We start from the raw sequence: 24,459 nt of genomic DNA on the forward strand, positions 1-24,459 counted from the left end.
ACCAAGGGGTACGGCACGGGCCCGGCCCGTATCTCCAGCAAGCACACCCTCGCCCTCACCAACCGGGGCGGCGCGACCACCGAGGATCTGCTCGCGCTGGCCCGGGAGGTCGTCGCCGGGGTGCACGGGGCCTTCGGGATCACGCTCGTCAACGAACCGGTGACGGTAGGCGTGGCCCTCTAAAGAAGTGGCCCTCTGCAGAAGACGCCGACTACGCATAAACACGCCGACTACGCGTAACGAGGCGGACTACGCCTAAAGAAGAGACCAGTTACGCGTCGGACCCGGCAGGTCCGTCCGTGAGCCAGGCGTCGATCCCCGTCAGCAGCTTCTCCCGTACCTCCGGCGGCGCCGCCGAGCCCCGTACCGACTGCCGCGCCAGCTCCGCCAGTTCGGCGTCGCTGAACCCGTGGTGGGCGCGGGCCAGTTCGTACTGCGCCGCCAGCCGGGAGCCGAACAGCAGCGGGTCGTCCGCGCCGAGCGCCATCGGCACCCCGGCCTCGAACAGCGTCCGCAGCGGCACGTCCTCCGGCTTCTCGTAGACCCCCAGCGCCACATTGGACGACGGGCAGACCTCGCAGGTCACTCCCCGCTCCGCGAGCTTGCGCAGCAGCCGGGGGTCCTCCGCCGCCCGGACGCCGTGCCCGATCCTGGCGGCGCGCAGATCGTCCAGACAGTCCCGTACGGACGCCGGCCCGGTCAGTTCGCCGCCGTGCGGCGCGGCCAGCAGGCCGCCGTGCCGGGCGATCGCGAAGGCCCGGTCGAAGTCCCTGGCCATCCCGCGCCGCTCGTCGTTGGAGAGCCCGAAGCCGACGACGCCCCGGTCCGCGTACCGTACGGCGAGCCGGGCCAGGGTCCTGGCCTCCAGCGGATGCTTCATCCGGTTCGCCGCGACCAGCACCCGCATCCCGAGGCCGGTCTCCCGGGCGGCCGTGTCCACGGCGTCCAGGATGATCTCCAGCGCCGGGATCAGCCCGCCGAGCATGGGGGCGTACGACGTGGGGTCGACCTGGATCTCCAGCCAGCCGGAGCCGTCCCGTACGTCCTCCTCGGCGGCCTCGCGCACCAGCCGCTGGATGTCCTCAGGGGTACGCAGACAGGACCGGGCGATGTCGTACAGCCGCTGGAAGCGGAACCAGCCGCGCTCGTCGGTCGCGCGCAGCCGGGGCGGTTCGCCGCTGGTCAGCGCGTCGGGGAGATGGACGCCGTACTTCTCGGCGAGTTCCAGCAGGGTCGTGGGCCGCATCGAGCCGGTGAAGTGCAGATGCAGATGGGCCTTGGGCAGAAGACCGAGGTCGCGGGGTCGGGTGGTGCTCTCCATTCCAGGATCCTGCCGCACGTGAGGGCCGACGGACAGCCTCTTTCCCCTATCGAGATCTTGCTCGAACGCAAAAACGGGCCCCCGGTCCTGACCGGGAGCCCGCTCTCGCACGGCTTTCGCGCATTTCTCCGCACTGATCCGCGCGAAGTCAGCCCTGGGCGACGTCAGTCCTGGGCCTCGGCGAGCAGCTTCTGGATCCGGGCGATGCCCTCCACCAGGTCCTCGTCGCCGAGCGCGTACGACAGCCGCAGATAGCCGGGCGTACCGAAGGCCTCGCCGGGCACGACCGCGACCTCCACCTCCTCCAGGATCAGCGCGGCCAGCTCGACCGTGGTCCGTGGACGCGTGCCCCGGATCTCCTTGCCGAGCAGGGCCTTGACCGAGGGGTACGCGTAGAACGCGCCCTCCGGCCGCGGGCAGACCACACCGTCGATCTCGTTCAGCATCCGCACGATCGTCTGGCGGCGCCGGTCGAAGGCAGCGCGCATCTCGGCGACGGCGGTGAGATCGCCGGAGACCGCCGCGATCGCCGCGGCCTGCGCGACATTCGACACGTTCGAGGTGGCGTGCGACTGGAGGTTGGTCGCGGCCTTGACGACGTCCTTGGGGCCGATGACCCACCCGACCCGCCAGCCGGTCATCGCGTAGGTCTTCGCCACGCCGTTGACCACGATGCACTTGTCGCGCAGCTCCGGTACGACAGCGGGCAGCGAGGTGAACGAGGCGTCCCCGTAGACGAGGTGCTCGTAGATCTCGTCCGTCATGACCCAGAGCCCGTGCTCGACGGCCCAGCGGCCGATGGCCTCGGTGTCGGCGGGGCTGTAGACCGCGCCCGTCGGGTTCGACGGCGAGACGAAGAGGACGACCTTCGTACGCTCCGTGCGCGCCGCCTCCAACTGCTCGACGGAGACCCGGTAGCCGGTGGTCTCGTCGGCCACGACCTCTACCGGGACACCGCCGGCCAGCCGGATCGACTCGGGGTACGTCGTCCAGTACGGAGCCGGGACGATGACCTCGTCGCCCGGGTCCAGTATGGCCGCGAACGCTTCGTAGATCGCCTGCTTGCCGCCGTTGGTCACCAGGACCTGGGAGGGCTCGATCGCATAGCCGGAGTCGCGCAGCGTCTTCTCGACGATGGCGGCCTTCAGCGCGGGGAGCCCGCCGGCCGGGGTGTAGCGGTGGTACGAGGGGTTGCGGCAGGCCTCGACAGCCGCCTCGACGACATAGCCGGGCGTCGGGAAGTCGGGCTCGCCGGCGCCGAAGCCGATCACCGGACGCCCGGCGGCCTTGAGGGCCTTGGCCTTGGCGTCCACGGCGAGGGTCGCGGACTCGGAGATCGCGCCGACTCGGGCGGAGACCCGGCGCTCGGTGGGTGGGATTGCAGCGCTCATACGGCCATGGTCCCAGACCCGAAACCGCGTCGGCACACAGGTTTCCCATGATGGACACATCAGGCGGTGAACTGCCCGCGGGACCGGTCCGGGACCGATCAGGGATCGATCATGAGTGGATCCGGCACAAGCTGTTCGACGCGGGCGCCGGGACCACGTACACTCACTCGTCGTTGGCTCTCGGCAGACAGGTCCGTACCAGGCACTCCGTGCACCCGGTCGGATGCGGTAGGTTGAGGTTGACACAAAGGGTCGTAGCTCAATTGGTAGAGCACTGGTCTCCAAAACCAGCGGTTGGGGGTTCAAGTCCCTCCGGCCCTGCTACACACACCTTCGCCTAGGCTGTGTGCGCATGTACGTATATTCAACGCATCGCCGTGCGGCTCCCCCGGGCGCGGCACGGCCACGACCGGGAATCAGGTGAGAGAGCGTGACGGACGCCGTGGGCTCCATCGACAAGCCTGATGCCGACGATGAGTCCGAGGAGTCGAAGAAGCCACGCAAGGGTGGCAAGCGCGGAAAGAAGGGTCCTCTGGGCCGTCTCGCGCTCTTCTACCGTCAGATCGTCGCCGAGCTGCGCAAGGTCGTCTGGCCGACTCGCAATCAGCTGACGACGTACACCACAGTGGTGATTGTCTTCGTTGTCATCATGATCGGTCTGGTGACCGTGATTGACTACGGCTTCCAGAATGCGATCAAGTACGTCTTCGGCTGATCCCGCGGAGGGCGCCTGGCGCGGCGTCCCTTTCGCGTGTTCCACCCATTGAGCCAGGAAGAAGCAGCCACCGTGTCTGACCCGAAACTGAACGACGCCAGCGAGTCGGAGGAGTCCCGAGAGGACGAAACCGGCATCGTCGAGGCGGCGGACGCTGTCGAGCCAGACCAGGCCGAAGCCGCTGATGTCGCCGCGGGCGAGCCGGCCGAAGAGGCCGCCGTCCATGTCGAGGACGACGAGGCCGGAGTGGATGACGACTCCGCCGAGGACGCGCACGACGCCGATGACGAGGCCGAGGCCGACGGAGCGGATGCCGAGCCTCCGGCCGATGTGCCTGCCGACCCGATCGCCGCGCTCCGCGAGGAGCTGCGCGGACTGCCCGGCGAGTGGTACGTGATCCACACCTACGCGGGCTACGAGAAGCGCGTGAAGGCCAACCTGGAGCAGCGTGCCGTCTCGCTGAACGTCGAGGACTTCATCTACCAGGCCGAGGTCCCCGAGGAAGAGATCGTCCAGATCAAGAACGGCGAGCGGAAGAACGTACGCCAGAACAAGCTCCCGGGTTATGTCCTGGTGCGCATGGACCTGACGAACGAGTCCTGGGGCGTCGTCCGCAACACCCCGGGCGTCACCGGCTTCGTGGGCAACGCGTACGACCCGTATCCGCTGACCCTGGACGAGATCGTCAAGATGCTCGCGCCGGAGGCCGAGGAGAAGGCCGCCCGCGAGGCGGCCGAGGCCGAGGGCAAGCCGATGCCGGCCCGCAAGGTCGAGGTCCAGGTGCTGGACTTCGAGGTCGGCGACTCGGTCACCGTCACGGACGGCCCGTTCGCCACCCTCCAGGCGACCATCAACGAGATCAACGCCGACTCGAAGAAGGTCAAGGGCCTGGTCGAGATCTTCGGCCGCGAGACCCCGGTCGAGCTGAGCTTCGACCAGATCCAGAAGAACTGAGTACGGGACCGGCCGGGCGCCGCGCGCCCGCCGGGACGGCCCTCTCGCTTTCTGGAACCACAGCTTCCGACCAGGTCAGACAGGCTTCCGTAGATGTCTGACCTGTCGGTTTTTAGCCGCGCACCTATACCCGTTATCGTTGTGCGGTATGCCTCCAACCGGATGACCGGATGGCCGGCTGAAAACTCTCACTAGGACCCGGAGAGAGCACATGCCTCCCAAGAAGAAGAAGGTCACGGGGCTTATCAAGCTCCAGATCAGCGCCGGCGCGGCCAACCCGGCTCCGCCGGTCGGCCCCGCGCTGGGCCAGCACGGCGTCAACATCATGGAGTTCTGCAAGGCCTACAACGCCGCGACCGAGTCGCAGCGCGGCATGGTCGTGCCGGTGGAGATCACGGTCTACGAGGACCGCTCCTTCACCTTCATCACCAAGACCCCGCCGGCCGCCAAGCTGATCCTCAAGGCCGCGGGCGTGGACAAGGGCTCCGGCGAGCCGCACGTCAAGAAGGTCGCGAAGCTCACCCGCGACCAGGTGCGCGACATCGCCACGACCAAGATGCCCGACCTGAACGCGAACGACCTGGACGCCGCCGAGAAGATCATCGCCGGCACCGCCCGTTCCATGGGCATCACGGTCGAGGGCTGACCCGACCGGTCACGCCCCGTGGCAGGGCCCTGCGCGGCCCGGACCACACCCTCCACCCTTGTACGAAGAACCACCAGGAGAAGAAGTGAAGCGCAGCAAGGCTCACCGCGGCGCGGACGCCAAGATCGACCGGGAGCGCAGCTACGCCCCGCTCGAGGCCGTCCGTCTCGCCAAGGACACCACCACCACGAAGTTCGACGGCACCGTCGAGGTGGCCATGCGGCTGGGCGTCGACCCCCGCAAGGCCGACCAGATGGTCCGTGGCACCGTGAACCTTCCGCACGGCACCGGCAAGACCGCCCGGGTCCTGGTCTTCGCGACCGGTGACCGTGCCGAGGCAGCGCGCGCCGCGGGCGCCGACATCGTCGGCGCCGACGAACTGATCGACGAGGTCTCGAAGGGCCGTCTGGACTTCGACGCCGTCGTCGCCACCCCGGACCTCATGGGCAAGGTCGGCCGTCTCGGCCGTGTCCTCGGCCCGCGTGGTCTGATGCCGAACCCGAAGACCGGCACGGTCACCCCGGATGTCACCAAGGCCGTCACCGACATCAAGGGCGGCAAGATCGAGTTCCGTGTCGACAAGCACTCGAACCTGCACTTCATCATCGGCAAGGTCTCCTTCGACGAGACGAAGCTGGTCGAGAACTACGCCGCGGCGCTGGAGGAGATCCTCCGTCTGAAGCCGTCCGCCGCGAAGGGCCGCTACATCAAGAAGGCGACCCTCACCACGACGATGGGCCCCGGCATCCCGCTGGACGCCAACCGCACCCGCAACCTCCTCGTCGAGGAGGACCCGGCCGCCGTCTGACACTGACGGCAGCCTCGGGTCGTACGGTCGTACGCACGCAAGCCGGTCCCCGCACCTCTCCGGAGGTGCGGGGACCGGCTTGTTATTCGGAGGGGGCTGTCAGAGGCGGACGGTAGAGTTCGGGCTTGAAGGATCTTTTGCATACCTGTGGGGGGATTCATGAAGACGATGTACCGGAACGCCGCGGCGGCCGCGCTCGCGGGAGCGCTGGTCTGCGGTACGGCGGCGTGTTCGGCGGAGAGCGGCAAGCCCGCGGCCGACCGCGGGAGCGACGCCGCCAAGGCATCGGCGACACCGGTGGAGCTGTCCCCGGTCGCCGCCGTCAAGAAGGCCACCGCCAACAACGAGAAGCTCACCTCCTTGACGTACTCGATGACCGGCAAGGTCCCGGGGGCGGGCACCATCGAGGCCGAAGCGGCCATGGGGATGAAGCCGCTGGGCATGCGGATGACGATGCGCATGGAGGTGGAGGGGAAGCCCCAGGAGGTTGAGATCCGGCTCGTGGACGGGGGCCTCTATCTCAACGGGGGCAAGGAAGCCGCCGCCGAGATGGACGGCAAGAGCTGGATGAAGCTGCCCACGGACCAGACCGGCGAGGGCGCGAGCGGACTGCCCAGCACGTTCGACCAGAACCCGGCCGACGAGTCCGCTTCGCTGACCGCCGCCGACGATCTCACCAGGGTCGGCGAGGAGACCGTCGGCTCCGTCGCCACCACGCACTACACCGGCACGGTGGGCCTCGACGACATGCGGGCGGCCCTGGCGGGCGAGGACGCCGAGACCAAGAAGCGCCGGGAGAAGAGTCTCAAGGACTACGAGACCCTGGGCATCGACAAGCTGACCATGGACATATGGATCGACAAGGACGACCGTGCCAAGCAGTTCCGTCTCCGGGGCGCCGCGAAGCAGGGGCCGCTCGACATGCTGATCAAGTTCCTCGACTACAACAAGCCGGTCGAGATCAAGGCCCCGCCGGCCTCCGAGACCGTGGACCTCGCGGAGATGATGAAGGGCGCCCAGCCCGCCGCCTGACGAGGCCGCACGCCGCCGGGGCAGGCCGGGCGCCTGACGGGCGCCCGGCCCCGATTTGCCTGGCATGGCGCCGAACACGTACTCTCACCAGGAAGCCAAAGACCGCTGGTCGTTGCCGTGTGCTCGTACGAGGGCGCGGTGGCCGAAGGATCCGCTAGCCGCGGACGACCTGCGCAGGTGACTGTGGACAGCTCCCGGATCCCATTCGGTCGAGCTACGCCCCGTGCGCCTGCGCCGGGGCGTTTCGTTGTGCTCAGCCCCTTCCGAGCGGTCCTCATCACCCGGAAGGAGGCCGACGCTCATGGCAAGGCCCGACAAGGCTGCCGCGGTGGCCGAGCTGACGGACAAGTTCCGCAGCTCGAACGCCGCCGTGCTGACCGAGTACCGGGGTCTCACCGTGGCGCAGCTCAAGGAGCTGCGCCGTTCTCTCGGTGAGAACGCCCAGTACGCCGTGGTGAAGAACACGCTGACCAAGATCGCGGCCAACGAGGCCGGGATCAACACGCTGGACGACCTGTTCGCGGGTCCGACGGCGGTTGCCTTCGTCACCGGTGACCCGGTGGAGTCGGCGAAGGGTCTTCGTGACTTCGCCAAGGACAACCCGAATCTCATCATCAAGGGCGGCGTCCTTGACGGCAAGGCGCTCAGCGCCGATGAGATCAAGCAGCTCGCGGACCTCGAGTCCCGCGAGGTTCTGCTCTCCAAGCTCGCGGGTGCCATGAAGGGCAAGCAGTCCCAGGCTGCCTCTCTCTTCCAGGCGCTTCCGTCGAAGTTCGTCCGCACCGCGGAAGCGCTTCGCGTCAAGAGGGAAGAGCAGGACGGTGCCGGTACGCCGGCTCCCGTCGAGGCCGACTCCGAGTAATCACGCTCGTTCGGTCGGAGCGGGCCGGTACGCCCGCGGAACTGTACGTACGGCACCAGCCGACATAGTGGAAGGACCGCCATCATGGCGAAGCTCAGCCAGGAAGACCTGCTCGCGCAGTTCGAGGACATGACCCTCATCGAGCTGTCCGCGTTCGTGAAGGCGTTCGAGGAGAAGTTCGACGTCACCGCCGCCGCCGCGGTCGCCGCCCCAGTCGCCGGTGTCCCCGGTGTCCCGGCCGAGGCCGTCGAGGAGCAGGACGAGTTCGACGTCATCCTCACCGGTGCGGGCGAGAAGAAGATCCAGGTCATCAAGGTCGTGCGCGAGCTGACCTCCCTGGGTCTGAAGGAGGCCAAGGACCTCGTGGACGGCGCCCCGAAGCCCGTCCTGGAGAAGGTCGCCAAGGAGGCCGCCGAGAAGGCCGCCGAGTCCCTCAAGGGCGCCGGCGCCTCCGTCGAGGTCAAGTGACCCCGTACGAGTCCGTCTGCGCACGCCCCCAGGGCGTACGGAGGCAGTCTCGGCGCCGCTGAGGCGCGATGTTGACGCGAAGGGCGATCACCCAGTCGGGTGGTCGCCCTTCCGCGTTCACGTGGGGGCTGCCTTGCTCTTCCGGTGGCGACGAGTATCGTGATCATCGCCGTTCTTCCGTACGCCCGGTAACGCTCCGCAGGGGGCAGGGGGCCTTGACGAACCGCACGCAGCGCGCAATTCTCAGGAACGCGTCGGCACAATCGATCCGGATCCGAGGCATGGATCGACGGCGAAGAGGGCAGTATCGATGTGCGCCTACGGCGCGAAGGCTTCAGCGGTTGAGACAAGGGTGTTGAGAACAACGAGGGTGTCGGAAAACCCGCTCTGGACATCAGTGTGCCAAGTGGCTACACTGACCCTTTGCGCTGCCTGTTAGCTGCTCCCTGCCCGTCACCAGGGGCACCCCCTCGTATGAGCATCGGTGGTTGAAAGGCCCTGAACTGGGCTTTCTGTCTCCGTGCCCAGCTTGGGACCGGTACGCGCGTAGTGAGTCCGAGCCCTCGGAAGGACCCCCTCTTGGCCGCCTCGCGCAACGCCTCGACCGCGAATACGAACAACGGCGCCAGCACCGCCCCGCTGCGCATCTCCTTTGCAAAGATCAAGGAGCCCCTCGAGGTTCCGAACCTCCTTGCGCTGCAGACCGAGAGCTTTGACTGGCTGCTCGGCAATGCCGCTTGGAAGGCTCGTGTCGAGGCGGCTCTCGAGAACGGGCAGGACGTCCCCAGGAAGTCCGGTCTGGAGGAGATCTTCGAGGAGATCTCTCCGATCGAGGACTTCTCCGGGTCGATGTCGCTGACCTTCCGCGACCACCGCTTCGAGCCCTCCAAGAACTCGATCGACGAGTGCAAGGAGCGCGACTTCACCTTCGCCGCCCCGCTCTTCGTCACCGCCGAGTTCACCAACAACGAGACCGGCGAGATCAAGTCCCAGACGGTCTTCATGGGCGACTTCCCGCTCATGACCAACAAGGGCACCTTCGTCATCAACGGCACCGAGCGTGTCGTGGTGTCGCAGCTCGTCCGCTCGCCGGGTGTCTACTTCGACTCGTCGATCGACAAGACGTCCGACAAGGACATCTACTCCGCCAAGATCATCCCGTCCCGGGGTGCCTGGCTGGAGATGGAGATCGACAAGCGCGACATGGTCGGTGTCCGTATCGACCGCAAGCGCAAGCAGTCCGTGACCGTCCTCCTCAAGGCTCTCGGCTGGACGACCGAGCAGATCCTGGACGAGTTCGGCGAGTACGAGTCCATGCGCGCCACCCTGGAGAAGGACCACACCCAGGGCCAGGACGACGCGCTGCTCGACATCTACCGCAAGCTGCGCCCGGGCGAGCCCCCGACGCGTGAGGCGGCTCAGACGCTGCTGGAGAACCTCTACTTCAACCCGAAGCGGTACGACCTCGCCAAGGTCGGCCGGTACAAGGTGAACAAGAAGCTCGGCGCGGACGAGCCGCTGGACGCCGGCGTGCTCACCACCGACGATGTCATCGCGACCATCAAGTACCTGGTCAAGCTGCACGCCGGCGAGACCGAGACGGTCGGGGAGAACGGCTCGACGATCGTGGTCGAGACCGACGACATCGACCACTTCGGCAACCGCCGTCTGCGCAATGTCGGCGAGCTGATCCAGAACCAGGTCCGTACGGGTCTGGCGAGGATGGAGCGCGTCGTGCGTGAGCGCATGACGACCCAGGACGTCGAGGCGATCACGCCGCAGACACTGATCAACATCCGGCCGGTCGTCGCCTCCATCAAGGAGTTCTTCGGCACCAGCCAGCTCTCGCAGTTCATGGACCAGAACAACCCGCTGTCGGGTCTCACCCACAAGCGCCGTCTGTCGGCTCTTGGCCCGGGTGGTCTCTCCCGTGAGCGGGCCGGCTTCGAGGTCCGTGACGTGCACCCGTCGCACTACGGCCGCATGTGCCCGATCGAGACCCCCGAAGGCCCGAACATCGGTCTGATCGGCTCGCTCGCCTCGTACGGCCGGGTCAACGCGTTCGGCTTCGTCGAGACTCCGTACCGCAAGGTCACCGACGGCCAGGTCACCGACGAGGTGGACTACCTGACCGCCGACGAGGAGGACAGGTTCGTCATCGCCCAGGCGAACGCGACCCTCTCCGAGGATCTGCGCTTCACCGAGCCCCGCGTCCTGGTCCGCCGCCGTGGCGGTGAGGTCGACTACGTGCCCGGCATCGACGTCGACTACATGGATGTCTCGCCGCGCCAGATGGTGTCGGTCGCGACCGCCATGATCCCGTTCCTGGAGCACGACGACGCCAACCGTGCCCTCATGGGCGCGAACATGATGCGCCAGGCCGTGCCCCTGATCACCTCCGAGGCCCCGCTCGTCGGCACCGGCATGGAGTACCGCTGCGCGGTCGACGCCGGGGACGTCATCAAGGCGGAGAAGGAGGGTGTGGTCCAGGAGGTCTCCGCGGACTACATCACCGTGGCCAACGACGACGGCACGTACACCACGTACCGCATCGCCAAGTTCTCCCGCTCCAACCAGGGCACCTCGGTCAACCAGAAGGTCGTCGTCAACGAGGGCGACCGGGTCGTCGAGAGCCAGGTGCTGGCGGACGGTCCGGCCACCCAGCTCGGCGAGATGGCGCTCGGCAAGAACCTCCTCGTGGCGTTCATGCCGTGGGAGGGCCACAACTACGAAGACGCGATCATCCTCAGCCAGCGGCTGGTCCAGGACGACGTCCTCTCCTCGATCCACATCGAGGAGCACGAGGTCGACGCCCGGGACACCAAGCTGGGCCCCGAGGAGATCACCCGGGACATCCCGAACGTCTCCGAGGAGGTCCTCGCGGACCTCGACGAGCGCGGCATCATCCGGATCGGTGCCGAGGTCGTCGCCGGGGACATCCTGGTCGGCAAGGTCACGCCCAAGGGCGAGACGGAGCTGACCCCGGAGGAGCGGCTGCTCCGCGCGATCTTCGGCGAGAAGGCCCGTGAGGTCCGTGACACCTCGCTGAAGGTGCCGCACGGCGAGACCGGCAAGGTCATCGGCGTACGGGTCTTCGACCGCGAGGAGGGCGACGAACTGCCGCCGGGCGTGAACCAGCTCGTGCGCGTGTACGTCGCTCAGAAGCGCAAGATCACCGACGGCGACAAGCTCGCCGGACGCCACGGCAACAAGGGCGTCATCTCGAAGATCCTGCCGATCGAGGACATGCCGTTCCTGGAGGACGGCACCCCGGTCGACATCATCCTCAACCCGCTCGGTGTGCCGTCCCGGATGAACCCGGGGCAGGTCCTCGAAATCCATCTCGGCTGGCTCGCCAGCCAGGGCTGGAAGGTCGAGGGCAGCGAGGAGTGGATGGAGCGGCTCAAGGCCATCGGCGCCGACGAGGTCGCCCCCGGCACCAATGTCGCCACCCCGGTGTTCGACGGCGCCCGCGAGGACGAGATCTCCGGTCTCTTCGAGGCCACGATCCCCAACCGCGACGGCAACCGGATGGTGCAGCCGTCCGGCAAGGCGCACCTGTTCGACGGCCGCTCCGGTGAGCCGTTCCCGGACCCGATCTCGGTCGGGTACATGTACATCCTCAAGCTCCACCACCTGGTCGACGACAAGCTGCACGCGCGGTCGACCGGCCCGTACTCGATGATCACCCAGCAGCCGCTGGGTGGTAAGGCCCAGTTCGGCGGTCAGCGCTTCGGAGAGATGGAGGTGTGGGCGCTGGAGGCTTATGGCGCCGCGTACGCCCTCCAGGAGCTGCTGACGATCAAGTCCGACGACGTGACCGGCCGCGTGAAGGTCTACGAGGCCATCGTCAAGGGCGAGAACATCCCCGAGCCCGGCATTCCCGAGTCCTTCAAGGTGCTCATCAAGGAAATGCAGTCGCTCTGCCTCAATGTGGAGGTGCTGTCCTCGGACGGTATGTCCATCGAGATGCGTGACACGGACGAGGACGTCTTCCGCGCGGCGGAGGAGCTCGGTATCGACCTGTCCCGGCGCGAGCCGAGCAGCGTCGAAGAGGTCTGACGGGTTGGCCGGCCGGATCCCGTATCCGGCCGGCTCTCCCCGGACCCGATCAGACCATTGCTGAAGTGCCCCATATTTCTCGCTGACGCGAGGGGGCTCGAACCCCCGAAAGAGGGATTGACGACAAGTGCTCGACGTCAACTTCTTCGACGAGCTGCGGATCGGCCTCGCCACCGCGGACGACATCCGGACCTGGTCCCACGGCGAAGTGAAGAAGCCGGAGACCATCAACTACCGCACCCTCAAGCCCGAGAAGGACGGACTCTTCTGCGAGAAGATCTTCGGCCCCACCCGGGACTGGGAGTGCTACTGCGGCAAGTACAAGCGCGTCCGCTTCAAGGGCATCATCTGTGAGCGCTGTGGCGTGGAGGTCACGCGCGCCAAGGTGCGCCGTGAGCGGATGGGCCACATTGAGCTGGCCGCGCCCGTCACCCACATCTGGTACTTCAAGGGCGTCCCCTCGCGCCTGGGGTATCTGCTCGACCTCGCGCCGAAGGACCTGGAGAAGGTCATCTACTTCGCCGCGTACATGATCACGTTCGTGGACGAGGAGCGCCGTACGCGCGATCTGCCCTCGCTGGAGGCGCATGTCTCCGTCGAGCGCCAGCAGGTCGAGAACCGCCGCGACGCCGACCTGGAAGCCCGCGCCAAGAAGCTCGAGACCGACCTGGGCGAGCTGGAGGCCGAGGGCGCCAAGGCCGATGTGCGCCGCAAGGTGCGCGAGGGCGCCGAGCGCGAGATGAAGCAGCTCCGCGACCGCGCGCAGCGCGAGATCGACCGCCTCGACGAGGTGTGGAACCGCTTCAAGAACCTCAAGGTCCAGGACCTGGAGGGCGACGAGCTGCTCTACCGCGAGCTGCGTGACCGCTTCGGCACGTACTTCGACGGCTCGATGGGCGCCGCCGCGCTCCAGAAGCGCCTGGAGTCCTTCGACCTGGAGGAGGAGGCCGAGCGCCTCCGCGAGATCATCCGTACCGGCAAGGGCCAGAAGAAGACCCGGGCGCTCAAGCGCCTCAAGGTCGTCTCCGCGTTCCTGCAGACCAGCAACAGCCCCAAGGGCATGGTGCTGGACTGCGTCCCGGTGATCCCGCCGGACCTGCGTCCGATGGTGCAGCTCGACGGTGGCCGCTTCGCGACCTCCGACCTGAACGACCTGTACCGCAGGGTGATCAACCGTAACAACCGCCTCAAGCGGCTTCTCGACCTCGGTGCCCCCGAGATCATCGTGAACAACGAGAAGCGGATGCTCCAGGAGGCCGTCGACGCGCTGTTCGACAACGGCCGCCGCGGCCGTCCGGTGACCGGTCCCGGCAACCGCCCGCTGAAGTCCCTGAGCGACATGCTCAAGGGCAAGCAGGGCCGGTTCCGCCAGAACCTGCTGGGCAAGCGCGTCGACTACTCGGCCCGTTCCGTGATCGTCGTCGGCCCGCAGCTCAAGCTGCACCAGTGCGGGCTGCCGAAGGCCATGGCGCTGGAGCTGTTCAAGCCGTTCGTGATGAAGCGCCTGGTCGACCTGAACCACGCCCAGAACATCAAGTCGGCGAAGCGCATGGTCGAGCGCGGCCGTACGGTCGTGTACGACGTGCTCGAAGAGGTCATCGCCGAGCACCCGGTGCTGCTGAACCGCGCGCCGACCCTGCACCGCCTCGGTATCCAGGCCTTCGAGCCGCAGCTCGTCGAGGGCAAGGCCATCCAGATCCACCCGCTCGTCTGCACCGCGTTCAACGCGGACTTCGACGGGGACCAGATGGCCGTGCACCTGCCGCTCTCCGCGGAGGCGCAGGCCGAGGCCCGCATCCTGATGCTGTCCTCGAACAACATCCTCAAGCCGGCCGACGGCCGTCCGGTCACCATGCCCACCCAGGACATGGTGCTCGGTCTCTTCTTCCTCACCACGGACGAGGAGGAGCGCGAGGTCAAGGGCGAGGGCCGGTCCTTCGGCTCCAGCGCCGAGGCCACCATGGCGTTCGACAACCGTGAGCTGTCGCTCCAGGCGAAGGTCGACATCCGCTTCCCGGTGGGTACCATCCCGCCGCGCGGCTGGACCCCGCCCCTGCCCGCGGACGGCGAGGACGCCGAGACGTACCAGCAGGGCGACAGCTTCCGGCTGCGTACGACCCTGGGCCGCGCGCTCTTCAACGAGCTGCTGCCCGAGGACTACCCGTTCGTCGACTACTCGGTGGGCAAGAAGCAGCTCTCCGAGATCGTCAACGATCTGGCCGAGCGCTACCCCAAGGTCATCGTGGCGGCGACGCTCGACAACCTGAAGGCGGCGGGCTTCTACTGGGCGACCCGTTCCGGGGTCACCGTGGCCATCTCCGACGTGGTCGTGCCCGAGGCGAAGAAGGCGATCGTCCAGGGTTACGAGGCGCAGGACGAGAAGGTCCAGAAGCAGTACGAGCGCGGTCTGATCACCAAGCAGGAGCGCACCCAGGAACTGATCACGATCTGGACCAAGGCAACCAACGAGGTCGCCGAGGCGATGAACGCGAACTTCCCGAAGACCAACCCCATCTTCATGATGGTCAACTCGGGCGCGCGCGGAAACATGATGCAGATGCGTCAGATCGCCGGTATGCGTGGTCTGGTGTCCAACGCCAAGAACGAGACGATTCCGCGTCCCATCAAGGCGTCCTTCCGTGAAGGCCTGTCCGTACTGGAGTACTTCATCTCCACGCACGGTGCCCGTAAGGGTCTGGCCGACACCGCCCTGCGGACCGCCGACTCGGGTTATCTGACCCGTCGTCTGGTGGATGTCTCGCAGGACGTGATCATCCGCGAGGAGGACTGCGGCACCGACCGCGGCCTCAAGCTGAAGATCGCGGTCAAGGGCGCTGACGGGGTCCTCCGCAAGACGGAGGACGTCGAGACGTCCGTGTACGCGCGGATGCTCGCCGAGGACGTCGTCATCGACGGCAAGGTCATCGCGCCGGCCAATGTCGACCTGGGCGATGTCCTGATCGACGCGCTGGTGAACGCCGGGGTCGAGGAGGTCAAGACCCGCTCGGTCCTGACCTGCGAGTCCGCGGTCGGCACCTGTGCCTTCTGCTACGGCCGTTCGCTGGCCACCGGCAAGCTGGTCGACATCGGTGAGGCGGTCGGCATCATCGCCGCCCAGTCCATCGGTGAGCCCGGTACCCAGCTCACGATGCGTACCTTCCACACCGGTGGTGTGGCCGGTGACGACATCACCCAGGGTCTGCCCCGTGTGGTCGAGCTGTTCGAGGCCCGTACGCCCAAGGGTGTCGCCCCGATCTCGGAGGCGGCCGGCCGCGTTCGTATCGAGGAGACGGAGAAGACCAAGAAGCTGGTCGTCACCCCGGACGACGGCAGCGACGAGACGGCGTACCCGATCTCGAAGCGCGCCCGTCTGCTGGTGGAGGAGGGCGACCACGTCGAGGTGGGCCAGAAGCTCACCGTCGGTGCCACCAACCCGCACGACGTGCTGCGGATCCTCGGTCAGCGCGCGGTCCAGGTCCACCTGGTCGGCGAGGTCCAGAAGGTCTACAACTCGCAGGGTGTGTCGATCCACGACAAGCACATCGAGATCATCATCCGGCAGATGCTGCGCCGGGTGACGATCATCGAGTCCGGCGACGCGGAGCTGCTGCCGGGCGAGCTGGTGGAGCGCTCGAAGTTCGAGACCGAGAACCGGCGAGTGGTGACGGAAGGCGGCCACCCGGCCTCCGGCCGTCCGCAGCTCATGGGTATCACCAAGGCCTCGCTGGCCACCGAGTCGTGGCTGTCGGCGGCGTCCTTCCAGGAGACGACCAGGGTCCTCACCGACGCGGCGATCAACGCCAAGTCGGACTCCCTGATCGGTCTCAAGGAGAACGTCATCATCGGTAAGCTCATCCCGGCCGGTACGGGTCTGTCCCGCTACCGCAACATCCGGGTCGAGCCGACCGAGGAGGCCAAGGCCGCGATGTACTCGGCCGTCGGCTACGACGACATCGACTACTCGCCGTTCGGCACCGGCTCCGGCCAGGCCGTACCGCTGGAGGACTACGACTACGGTCCGTACAACCAGTAAGGCGTGAGAGGACCGGAGGGCGGCCATCCCTTACGGGGTGACCGCCCTCCGGCATGCGGGGTGCGTACGGCGTGTCTGGTCCAGGGCATTTGTTTTGACCGGAGTCGATGAGGTAGGTACGCTCAGACCTTGTGCCTGGGGTGTGCCTGGGCTCCTGTGCGTGTCTTCAGCCGCATGGCGAGTTCGAGTACCGGCCACCGTAATCTGCGCCTTCTTCGCTTCCCGCGGGGTCATTGCAGCATTCGACACACCCGACCGCGTGGGTCGGAGTCGTTCCAGGTTAGTTGTACTGACGGCACACAGAAACCGGAGAAGTAGTGCCTACGATCCAGCAGCTGGTCCGCAAGGGCCGGCAGGACAAGGTCGAGAAGAACAAGACGCCCGCGCTCGAGGGTTCCCCGCAGCGCCGGGGCGTCTGCACGCGTGTGTTCACGACCACCCCGAAGAAGCCGAACTCGGCCCTCCGGAAGGTCGCGCGTGTGCGTCTGACCTCCGGTATCGAGGTCACGGCCTACATTCCGGGTGAGGGACACAACCTTCAGGAGCACTCCATCGTGCTCGTGCGAGGTGGCCGTGTGAAGGACCTGCCTGGTGTTCGTTACAAGATCATCCGCGGCTCCCTCGACACCCAGGGTGTCAAGAACCGCAAGCAGGCCCGCAGCCGCTACGGCGCCAAGAAGGAGAAGTAAGAATGCCTCGTAAGGGCCCCGCCCCGAAGCGCCCGGTCATCATCGACCCGGTCTACGGCTCTCCTCTTGTCACCTCGCTGATCAACAAGATCCTGCTCAACGGCAAGCGTTCCACCGCTGAGCGGATCGTGTACGGCGCCATGGAGGGTCTCCGCGAGAAGACCGGCAACGACCCGGTCATCACGCTGAAGCGCGCGCTTGAGAACGTCAAGCCCACGCTTGAGGTCAAGTCCCGCCGTGTCGGTGGCGCCACCTACCAGGTGCCGATCGAGGTCAAGCCCGGTCGCGCCGCCACCCTCGCACTCCGCTGGGTCGTCGGGTACTCCCGCGCCCGTCGCGAGAAGACCATGACCGAACGCCTCATGAACGAGCTGCTCGACGCTTCCAACGGTCTCGGCGCCTCGGTCAAGAAGCGTGAGGACACGCACAAGATGGCCGAGTCCAACAAGGCCTTCGCGCACTACCGCTGGTAGTCGCTACCCCCATCGAGACCGAGAGAAGATTGAGCCTCATGGCCACCACTTCGCTTGACCTGGCCAAGGTCCGCAACATCGGGATCATGGCCCACATCGACGCGGGCAAGACGACGACCACCGAGCGCATCCTGTTCTACACCGGTGTGAGCTACAAGATCGGTGAGGTCCACGACGGCGCTGCCACGATGGACTGGATGGAGCAGGAGCAGGAGCGCGGCATCACGATCACGTCCGCCGCGACCACCTGTCACTGGCCGCTCGAGGACGTCGACCACACCATCAACATCATTGACACCCCCGGGCACGTGGACTTCACGGTCGAGGTGGAGCGTTCGCTCCGCGTCCTCGACGGCGCGGTCACCGTGTTCGACGGTGTGGCGGGTGTGGAGCCCCAGTCCGAGACGGTGTGGCGTCAGGCCGACCGTTACGGCGTGCCCCGTATCTGCTTCGTGAACAAGCTCGACCGGACCGGCGCGGAGTTCCACCGCTGCGTCGACATGATCTCGGACCGCCTGGGCGCGACTCCGATCGTCATGCAGCTTCCGATCGGTGCCGAGATGGACTTCAAGGGCGTCGTCGACCTCGTGACGATGAAGGCCCTTGTCTGGTCCGCCGAGGCTGCCAAGGGCGAGATGTACGACGTCGTCGACATCCCGGCCACGCACACCGAGGCGGCCGACGAGTGGCGCGGCAAGCTGCTCGAGGTCGTCTCCGAGAACGACGACGAGCTGATGGAGCTGTACCTGGAGGGCATCGAGCCCACCGTGGAGCAGCTCTACGCCGCCATCCGCCGCATCACGATCGCGTCGGGCAAGGGCGACGGCACCACCGTCACCCCGGTCTTCTGCGGAACCGCGTTCAAGAACAAGGGCGTTCAGCCCCTGCTCGACGCCGTGGTGCGCTACCTGCCCTCCCCCCTGGACGTCGAGGCCATCGAGGGCCACGACATCAAGGACGCGGAGCAGGTCGTACGCCGCAAGCCGTCCGACGACGAGCCGCTGGCCGCGCTGGCGTTCAAGATCATGAGCGACCCGCACCTCGGCAAGCTCACCTTCGTCCGGGTGTACTCCGGCCGTCTGGAGTCCGGCACCGCCGTGCTGAACTCCGTGAAGGGCCGCAAGGAGCGCATCGGCAAGATCTACCGTATGCACGCGAACAAGCGTGAGGAGATCGAGGCCGTGGGCGCCGGTGACATCGTCGCCGTGATGGGCCTGAAGCAGACCACCACCGGTGAGACGCTCTGCGACGAGAAGAACCCGGTGATCCTGGAGTCCATGGACTTCCCGGCGCCGGTCATCGAGGTCGCGATCGAGCCCAAGTCCAAGGGCGACCAGGAGAAGCTGGGTGTCGCCATCCAGCGGCTCGCGGAGGAGGACCCCTCCTTCCAGGTGCACACCAACGAGGAGACCGGCCAGACCGTCATCGGCGGTATGGGCGAGCTTCACCTCGAAGTCCTGGTCGACCGCATGAAGCGCGAGTTCCGCGTCGAGGCGAACGTCGGCAAGCCGCAGGTCGCCTACCGTGAGACGATCCGCAAGGCCGTCGAGCGGGTGGACTACACCCACAAGAAGCAGACCGGTGGCACCGGCCAGTTCGCCAAGGTGCAGATCTCGATCGAGCCCATCGAGGGCGGCGACGCCTCGTACGAGTTCGTGAACAAGGTCACCGGTGGCCGTATCCCCAAGGAGTACATCCCTTCGGTGGACGCGGGCGCGCAGGAAGCCATGCAGTTCGGCATCCTGGCCGGTTACGAGATGACCGGCGTACGTATCACGCTGCTCGACGGTGCGTACCACGAGGTCGACTCCTCCGAGCTGGCGTTCAAGATCGCCGGTTCGCAGGCGTTCAAGGAGGGTGCCCGCAAGGCGTCCCCCGTGCTCCTGGAGCCGATGATGGCCGTCGAGGTCACCACGCCCGAGGACTACATGGGCGATGTCATCGGCGACATCAACTCCCGCCGTGGCCAGATCCAGGCCATGGAGGAGCGGGCCGGCGCCCGGGTCGTCAAGGGCCTGGTGCCGCTCTCGGAGATGTTCGGCTATGTCGGAGACCTCCGAAGCAAGACCTCGGGTCGCGCAAGCTACTCGATGCAGTTCGACTCCTACGCCGAGGTTCCGCGGAACGTCGCCGAGGAGATCATCGCGAAGGCCAAGGGCGAGTAACTCTCCCGAGTTCACGCTTTAGGCTTGTCACCGGCAAGCCCTGGGGCGTTTCCACCGCGGTACGGAGGAAACGCCCCGGGCCCCGGCATCCCAGCAAAGATCACCTGGCGCCGATGAGTAAGGCGTACAGAACCACTCCACAGGAGGACCCCAGTGGCGAAGGCGAAGTTCGAGCGGACTAAGCCGCACGTCAACATCGGCACCATCGGTCACATCGACCACGGTAAGACGACCCTCACGGCCGCCATTACCAAGGTGCTGCATGACGCGTACCCGGACCTGAACGAGGCCTCGGCCTTCGACCAGATCGACAAGGCTCCTGAGGAGCGCCAGCGCGGTATCACCATCTCCATCGCGCACGTCGAGTACCAGACCGAGTCGCGTCACTACGCGCACGTCGACTGCCCCGGTCACGCGGACTACATCAAGAACATGATCACGGGTGCGGCGCAGATGGACGGCGCCATCCTCGTGGTGGCCGCCACCGACGGCCCGATGCCGCAGACCAAGGAGCACGTGCTCCTGGCCCGCCAGGTCGGCGTGCCGTACATCGTTGTCGCCCTGAACAAGGCCGACATGGTGGACGACGAGGAGATCATGGAGCTCGTCGAGCTCGAGGTCCGTGAGCTTCTCTCCGAGTACGAGTTCCCGGGCGACGACCTGCCGGTCGTCAAGGTCTCGGCGCTCAAGGCGCTCGAGGGCGACAAGGAGTGGGGCCAGACGGTCCTCGACCTGATGGCCGCCGTCGACGAGGCGATCCCGCAGCCCGAGCGCGACGTCGACAAGCCGTTCCTGATGCCGATCGAGGACGTCTTCACGATCACCGGTCGTGGCACCGTCGTCACCGGCCGTATCGAGCGTGGTGTCCTCAAGGTCAACGAGACCGTCGACATCGTCGGTATCAAGACCGAGAAGACCACCACCACGGTCACCGGTATCGAGATGTTCCGCAAGCTGCTCGACGAGGGCCAGGCCGGTGAGAACGTCGGTCTGCTCCTGCGTGGTATCAAGCGCGAGGACGTCGAGCGCGGCCAGGTCATCATCAAGCCGGGTTCGGTCACGCCGCACACCAGCTTCGAGGCCCAGGCCTACATCCTGTCGAAGGACGAGGGTGGCCGTCACACCCCCTTCTTCAACAACTACCGCCCGCAGTTCTACTTCCGTACCACGGACGTGACCGGCGTTGTGACCCTCCCCGAGGGCACCGAGATGGTCATGCCGGGCGACAACACCGTCATGACGGTCGAGCTGATCCAGCCGGTCGCCATGGAGGAAGGCCTCAAGTTCGCCATCCGTGAGGGTGGCCGGACCGTCGGCGCCGGCCAGGTCACCAAGATCAACAAGTAGTCCACCGACCTGGTCCGCGAGGGCCCCGCATTCCGTCCGCTGAGGACGGTGGTGCGGGGCCTTTGTCGTGCCCGGCGCGGCTGCTGGGTGGCTTCGGCGGGCTCCGGTGTGCTCCGATGCGGCTTCGGTGCCGGGGCTTCGAAAAAGTTTCGGGCGTGCACGCCCATTGTTTCGGGGAATTCTCCGATCCAGTATGCAAAGACCTCACCAACCGGCGTCGGCGACTGGAGGAGATTCATGGGTGCCATGGAGAGTACGGTCCCCCGCGAGCCCAGCCGCAGAGCCGTTCTCGGCACCGGGATCGGGATCGGCGCGGGGGCGGCGGTCGGGCTCGGTACGGCGGGGCTCGCCGCTCCGGCCGCGGCGGCCGGCTCCGGGGGCGGGGGCGTCCGGCCCACGGACCCGGGCGCGTACATCTCCTTCACCCCGCGGACCGGCGCCTTTCCGCTCGTACGGTCCGGGCACGCGGCAACGCTCGTGGTCAGCGCCGAGGACCACCCCGGGGTGGTCCGGGCCGCGGGCGATCTGCGGGACGACATCGAGCGGGTCACCGGAGTACGTCCGGAGCTGGCCAGGCGCGGAGTCCCGAGGGGCCACCGGGAGATCACCCTCGTCGGTACGATCGGGCGCTCCCCGCTGGTCGACGGCCTGATCGCCGCCGGAAAGCTCGATGTCAGCGGGGTCGAGGGCGCCTGGGAGACCTCGCTCCAGACCGTGGTCGAGGACCCGCTGCCGGGGGTGGACCGCGCGTTCGTCGTGGCAGGCAGTGACCAGCGCGGCACGATCTTCGGGGTGTACGACGTGTCCCTCGGGATCGGGGTCTCGCCCTGGTACTGGTGGGACGATGTACGGCCGGTCCACCGCGATGCCCTCTATGTCCTGCCCGGCCGCCACACCCAGGGCACGCCGGCCGTGAAATACCGCGGGATCTTCATCAACGACGAGAACCCGGCGCTCGGCACCTGGGCCCCGGCCTATTTCGGCCCCGGCAAGGCCGAGGGCTTCCCCGGCGGTTTCAACGCCGGCTTCTACGCCAAGGTCTTCGAGGTCATGCTGCGCCTGAAGGCGAATTACCTCTGGCCCGCGGTCTGGGGGCGCGCCTTCGCCGAGGACGATCCGCTCAACCATGCCCGCGCCAAGGAGTATGGGGTTGTCATGGGCACATCCCATGAGGCTCCGATGATGCTGGGGATCGAGGAGTGGAACCGCCATGCCGTGCCCGCCGTACGCGACAGCGACGGCGCGATCGTCACCCCCGGTCACGATCCGTACGGCGGCACCGGCGAATGGTCCTTCCTCCGCAACGCCGAGGCGATCAAGGCCTACTGGGCGGAGGGGATCCGGCGCATGGCCGACCAGGACTTCGAGGGCGTGGTCACGCTCGGCATGCGCGGCAACGGCGATACGAGCCTGCCGGACGGCGACGGCGTCGAGCTGATGCGGGAGATCATCGCGGCGCAGCGGCAGATCCTGGCGGAGGTCCTGGGGGAGCGGGCCGGGGAGCGGGCCGCCGCGGGGGCCGTCCCACAGGTGTGGACCCTCTACAAGGAGGTCCAGCACTACTGGGACCGCGGGCTGCGCGCGCCCGACGATGTCACCGTCGTCCTCACCGACGACAACTGGGGCAATATCCGCAAGCACCCCGACCCGGCCGAGCCCGCCCGCAGCGGCGGCTACGGCCTCTACTACCACTTCGACTACGTCGGCCTCGGCCGCAACTACAAGTGGGTCGACACCACCTCCCTGCCGAACATGTGGGACCAGCTCCACCAGGCCGTCGCATACGGCAACGACCGTCTCTGGGTCACCAATGTGGGTGATCTCAAGGGCAATGAGCTGCCGACCCAGTTCTTCCTTGACTACGCGTGGAACCCGGACCGCTGGACGCTCGCGGACCTGTCCGAGTGGGAGCGGCGGTACGCGCGGCAGAACTTCGGTGAGGCGCAGGCCGCCGCGATCGCCTCCGTACTCTCCGCGTACGGCCGGCTCCAGTCCCGCCGCAAGCCCGAGCTGCTCAACCGCAGGATCACCCTGGACCCGGCGAAGGACCCGGCCACCGACTCGTCGGCGGTGGTCTATGACGACCAGGCCACGCCTTTCTCGCTCACCGCCCACCGCGAGCTGGAGCGGGTCACGAAGGAGTGGCGGCAACTCGCCAAGGACGCCGAACGGATCGCCCGGCGGCTGCCGGCGGCGGACCAGGACGCGTGGTACGAACTGGCCGGGTACGCGGTCCAGGCCACCGCCAATGTGTATGTGCTGCGCGAGGCCGAGTTCACCAATCTCCTCTACGCCCGGCAGGGCCGCGCCGCCACCAACGACCGCGCGGCCGCCGCCGAGGCCGGGCTCGCCGAGGACTTCGCCCTGGCCGAGCGCTTCAACAACCGGATCGCGGGCGGCAAATGGCGCGGCTTCCAGACCCAGCCGCACATCGGGTACGGGGACATCGAGCGGTACGGTCCGAACGCGCCCTGGCAGCAGCCCGAGCTGGACAATGTCGCCCTGCCCGACGAGCTGTTCCCGGCCGTCAGGCGCATCGAACTGCCGGACGCGGCGCGGCTGGGCGTGGCGGTGGACGGCTCGGAGGAGTGGTGGCCGGGGGCGGGGAGCCGCGCGGTGCTGCCCGAGTTCAGCCCGTACCGCACCGGCCCCGACCCGTACATCGAGGTCTTCAACCGGGGCCTGAGCCCCTTCGGCTACCGCATCGAGCCGTCCGTGCCCTGGATCAGCGTCGACCGCCCGCGGGGCCGGGTCGACCAGCAGATACGGGCGGCGCTGCGGGTGGACTGGTCGCGGGCGCCGCGCGGCAGGACCGAGGCGGAGATCATGGTGTACGGGCCGGAGGGCACGGCGGTTCCGGTCACCGCGGTCGTCGACCACCGGCGGGCGCCGGGTCTTGACGGTCTCGCGGGCGTCAACGGCTTTGTGGAGGCGGGCGGTTATGTCGCCATCGACGCGGAGCACTTCAGCCGCGCGGTCGGGGCCGACGGGGTCCACTGGCAGCGCGTCGAGGGCATCGGGCGTACGGGCGCGGGCATGACACCCTTCCCGGTCACCGCCGCGAGCCGCACCCCGAGGCGGGGCGGGGGCTCGCCCCGCCTGGAGTACGAGCTGAGCCTGCTGGCGTCCGGTCCCGTCACGGTCTGGGCGTACGTCTCGCCCCGCAACCCGGCACTGCCGGCCGCCGGGCTCCGGTACGCGGTGTCCTTCGACGACGAGGTGCCGCGTACGGTCGACATCATCGCGACGACGGGCGCGGACGACGGCCTGATGAACCCGCAGTGGGCCCGCAACACGTCGGACAACATCAACCGCACGGCGACCCGTCACGTCCTGGCGAGGCCGGGCCGTCACCGCCTGGTCTTCTGGATGGTGGACCCGACGGTGATCCTCCAACGCCTGATCATCGACACGGGGGGCTTGCCGGGGACGTACTTGGGGCCGGTGGAGAGCTATCGGGCGGGGTGAGGGTCCCGCGGCTCCGCCGCGCACG

The 24,459-nt window shown here is 67.4% G+C and carries 16 protein-coding genes, 1 tRNA gene and 1 pseudogene; 16 read left to right on the forward strand and 2 right to left on the reverse strand.

Going from position 1 to position 24,459, the window contains the following annotated elements; genetic code table 11:
• Positions 1-183, forward strand: a pseudogene (locus ACFU9P_RS05410) (UDP-N-acetylenolpyruvoylglucosamine reductase); the annotation flags it as partial.
• Positions 184-271: 88 nt separating this feature from the next.
• Here the strand turns inward: ACFU9P_RS05410 and ACFU9P_RS05415 are convergent.
• Both ACFU9P_RS05415 and ACFU9P_RS05420 read right to left on the reverse strand, forming a co-directional pair.
• Positions 272-1,321, reverse strand: coding sequence for an adenosine deaminase (locus ACFU9P_RS05415; protein WP_384077936.1), 1,050 nt, complete (start codon positions 1,319-1,321; stop codon positions 272-274).
• Positions 1,322-1,485: 164 nt separating this feature from the next.
• Positions 1,486-2,712 (reverse strand): pyridoxal phosphate-dependent aminotransferase, encoded by a 1,227-nt coding sequence (locus ACFU9P_RS05420; protein ID WP_376377889.1) that lies wholly within the window; start codon positions 2,710-2,712, stop codon positions 1,486-1,488.
• A 248-nt stretch (positions 2,713-2,960) separates the two neighbouring features.
• On the opposite strand from ACFU9P_RS05420, the gene ACFU9P_RS05425 reads away from it, so the two are divergent.
• The 15 genes from ACFU9P_RS05425 to ACFU9P_RS05495 all read left to right on the forward strand — a co-directional run bounded on the left by ACFU9P_RS05425 (position 2,961) and on the right by ACFU9P_RS05495 (position 24,434).
• Positions 2,961-3,033 (forward strand) — tRNA-Trp (locus tag ACFU9P_RS05425).
• A 109-nt stretch (positions 3,034-3,142) separates the two neighbouring features.
• Positions 3,143-3,427 carry a preprotein translocase subunit SecE gene (gene secE / locus ACFU9P_RS05430; protein WP_376377892.1) on the forward strand — a complete coding sequence of 95 codons (285 nt, stop codon included), beginning with the start codon at positions 3,143-3,145 and terminating at the stop codon, positions 3,425-3,427.
• A 72-nt stretch (positions 3,428-3,499) separates the two neighbouring features.
• Entirely contained in the window at positions 3,500-4,381 is an 882-nt protein-coding gene (gene nusG, locus ACFU9P_RS05435) for a transcription termination/antitermination protein NusG (protein WP_376377896.1), read from the forward strand.
• 211 nt (positions 4,382-4,592) lie between these two features.
• Positions 4,593-5,027: a 50S ribosomal protein L11 gene (gene rplK / locus ACFU9P_RS05440; RefSeq protein WP_023539372.1), complete on the forward strand. Its 435-nt coding sequence runs from the start codon at positions 4,593-4,595 to the stop codon at positions 5,025-5,027.
• A gap of 85 nt (positions 5,028-5,112) precedes the next feature.
• Positions 5,113-5,835 carry a 50S ribosomal protein L1 gene (gene rplA / locus ACFU9P_RS05445; RefSeq protein WP_376377899.1) on the forward strand — a complete coding sequence of 241 codons (723 nt, stop codon included), beginning with the start codon at positions 5,113-5,115 and terminating at the stop codon, positions 5,833-5,835.
• Positions 5,836-5,994: 159 nt separating this feature from the next.
• On the forward strand, positions 5,995-6,867 hold the full coding sequence (locus ACFU9P_RS05450; protein WP_384077937.1) for a DUF6612 family protein: 873 nt from the start codon (positions 5,995-5,997) through the stop codon (positions 6,865-6,867).
• 301 nt (positions 6,868-7,168) lie between these two features.
• Entirely contained in the window at positions 7,169-7,729 is a 561-nt protein-coding gene (rplJ, locus tag ACFU9P_RS05455) for a 50S ribosomal protein L10 (RefSeq protein ID WP_376377905.1), read from the forward strand.
• 84 nt (positions 7,730-7,813) lie between these two features.
• Positions 7,814-8,197: a 50S ribosomal protein L7/L12 gene (rplL, locus tag ACFU9P_RS05460; RefSeq protein ID WP_217307107.1), complete on the forward strand. Its 384-nt coding sequence runs from the start codon at positions 7,814-7,816 to the stop codon at positions 8,195-8,197.
• A 579-nt stretch (positions 8,198-8,776) separates the two neighbouring features.
• Positions 8,777-12,259, forward strand: a complete 3,483-nt coding sequence (gene rpoB, locus ACFU9P_RS05465; protein ID WP_376377911.1) for a DNA-directed RNA polymerase subunit beta — start codon at positions 8,777-8,779, stop codon at positions 12,257-12,259.
• A gap of 127 nt (positions 12,260-12,386) precedes the next feature.
• Positions 12,387-16,292 (forward strand): DNA-directed RNA polymerase subunit beta', encoded by a 3,906-nt coding sequence (locus ACFU9P_RS05470; RefSeq protein ID WP_376377914.1) that lies wholly within the window; start codon positions 12,387-12,389, stop codon positions 16,290-16,292.
• A gap of 317 nt (positions 16,293-16,609) precedes the next feature.
• Positions 16,610-16,981 carry a 30S ribosomal protein S12 gene (gene rpsL / locus ACFU9P_RS05475; RefSeq protein ID WP_003948652.1) on the forward strand — a complete coding sequence of 124 codons (372 nt, stop codon included), beginning with the start codon at positions 16,610-16,612 and terminating at the stop codon, positions 16,979-16,981.
• Between the two features lie 2 nt (positions 16,982-16,983).
• Positions 16,984-17,454, forward strand: a complete 471-nt coding sequence (gene rpsG / locus ACFU9P_RS05480; protein WP_030742163.1) for a 30S ribosomal protein S7 — start codon at positions 16,984-16,986, stop codon at positions 17,452-17,454.
• A 38-nt stretch (positions 17,455-17,492) separates the two neighbouring features.
• Entirely contained in the window at positions 17,493-19,619 is a 2,127-nt protein-coding gene (gene fusA / locus ACFU9P_RS05485; protein WP_376377918.1) for an elongation factor G, read from the forward strand.
• Positions 19,620-19,772: 153 nt separating this feature from the next.
• The gene (tuf, locus tag ACFU9P_RS05490) at positions 19,773-20,966 is read left to right on the forward strand and encodes an elongation factor Tu (RefSeq protein WP_046503245.1); all 1,194 of its coding nucleotides are present in this window, start codon (positions 19,773-19,775) and stop codon (positions 20,964-20,966) included.
• Positions 20,967-21,212: 246 nt separating this feature from the next.
• Positions 21,213-24,434, forward strand: a complete 3,222-nt coding sequence (locus ACFU9P_RS05495) for a glycosyl hydrolase 115 family protein (RefSeq protein ID WP_384078359.1) — start codon at positions 21,213-21,215, stop codon at positions 24,432-24,434.
• Positions 24,435-24,459 lie beyond the last annotated feature (25 nt).

This window comes from Streptomyces sp. NPDC057617 (assembly GCF_042800555.1).
Classification (GTDB): Bacteria; Actinomycetota; Actinomycetes; order Streptomycetales; family Streptomycetaceae; genus Streptomyces.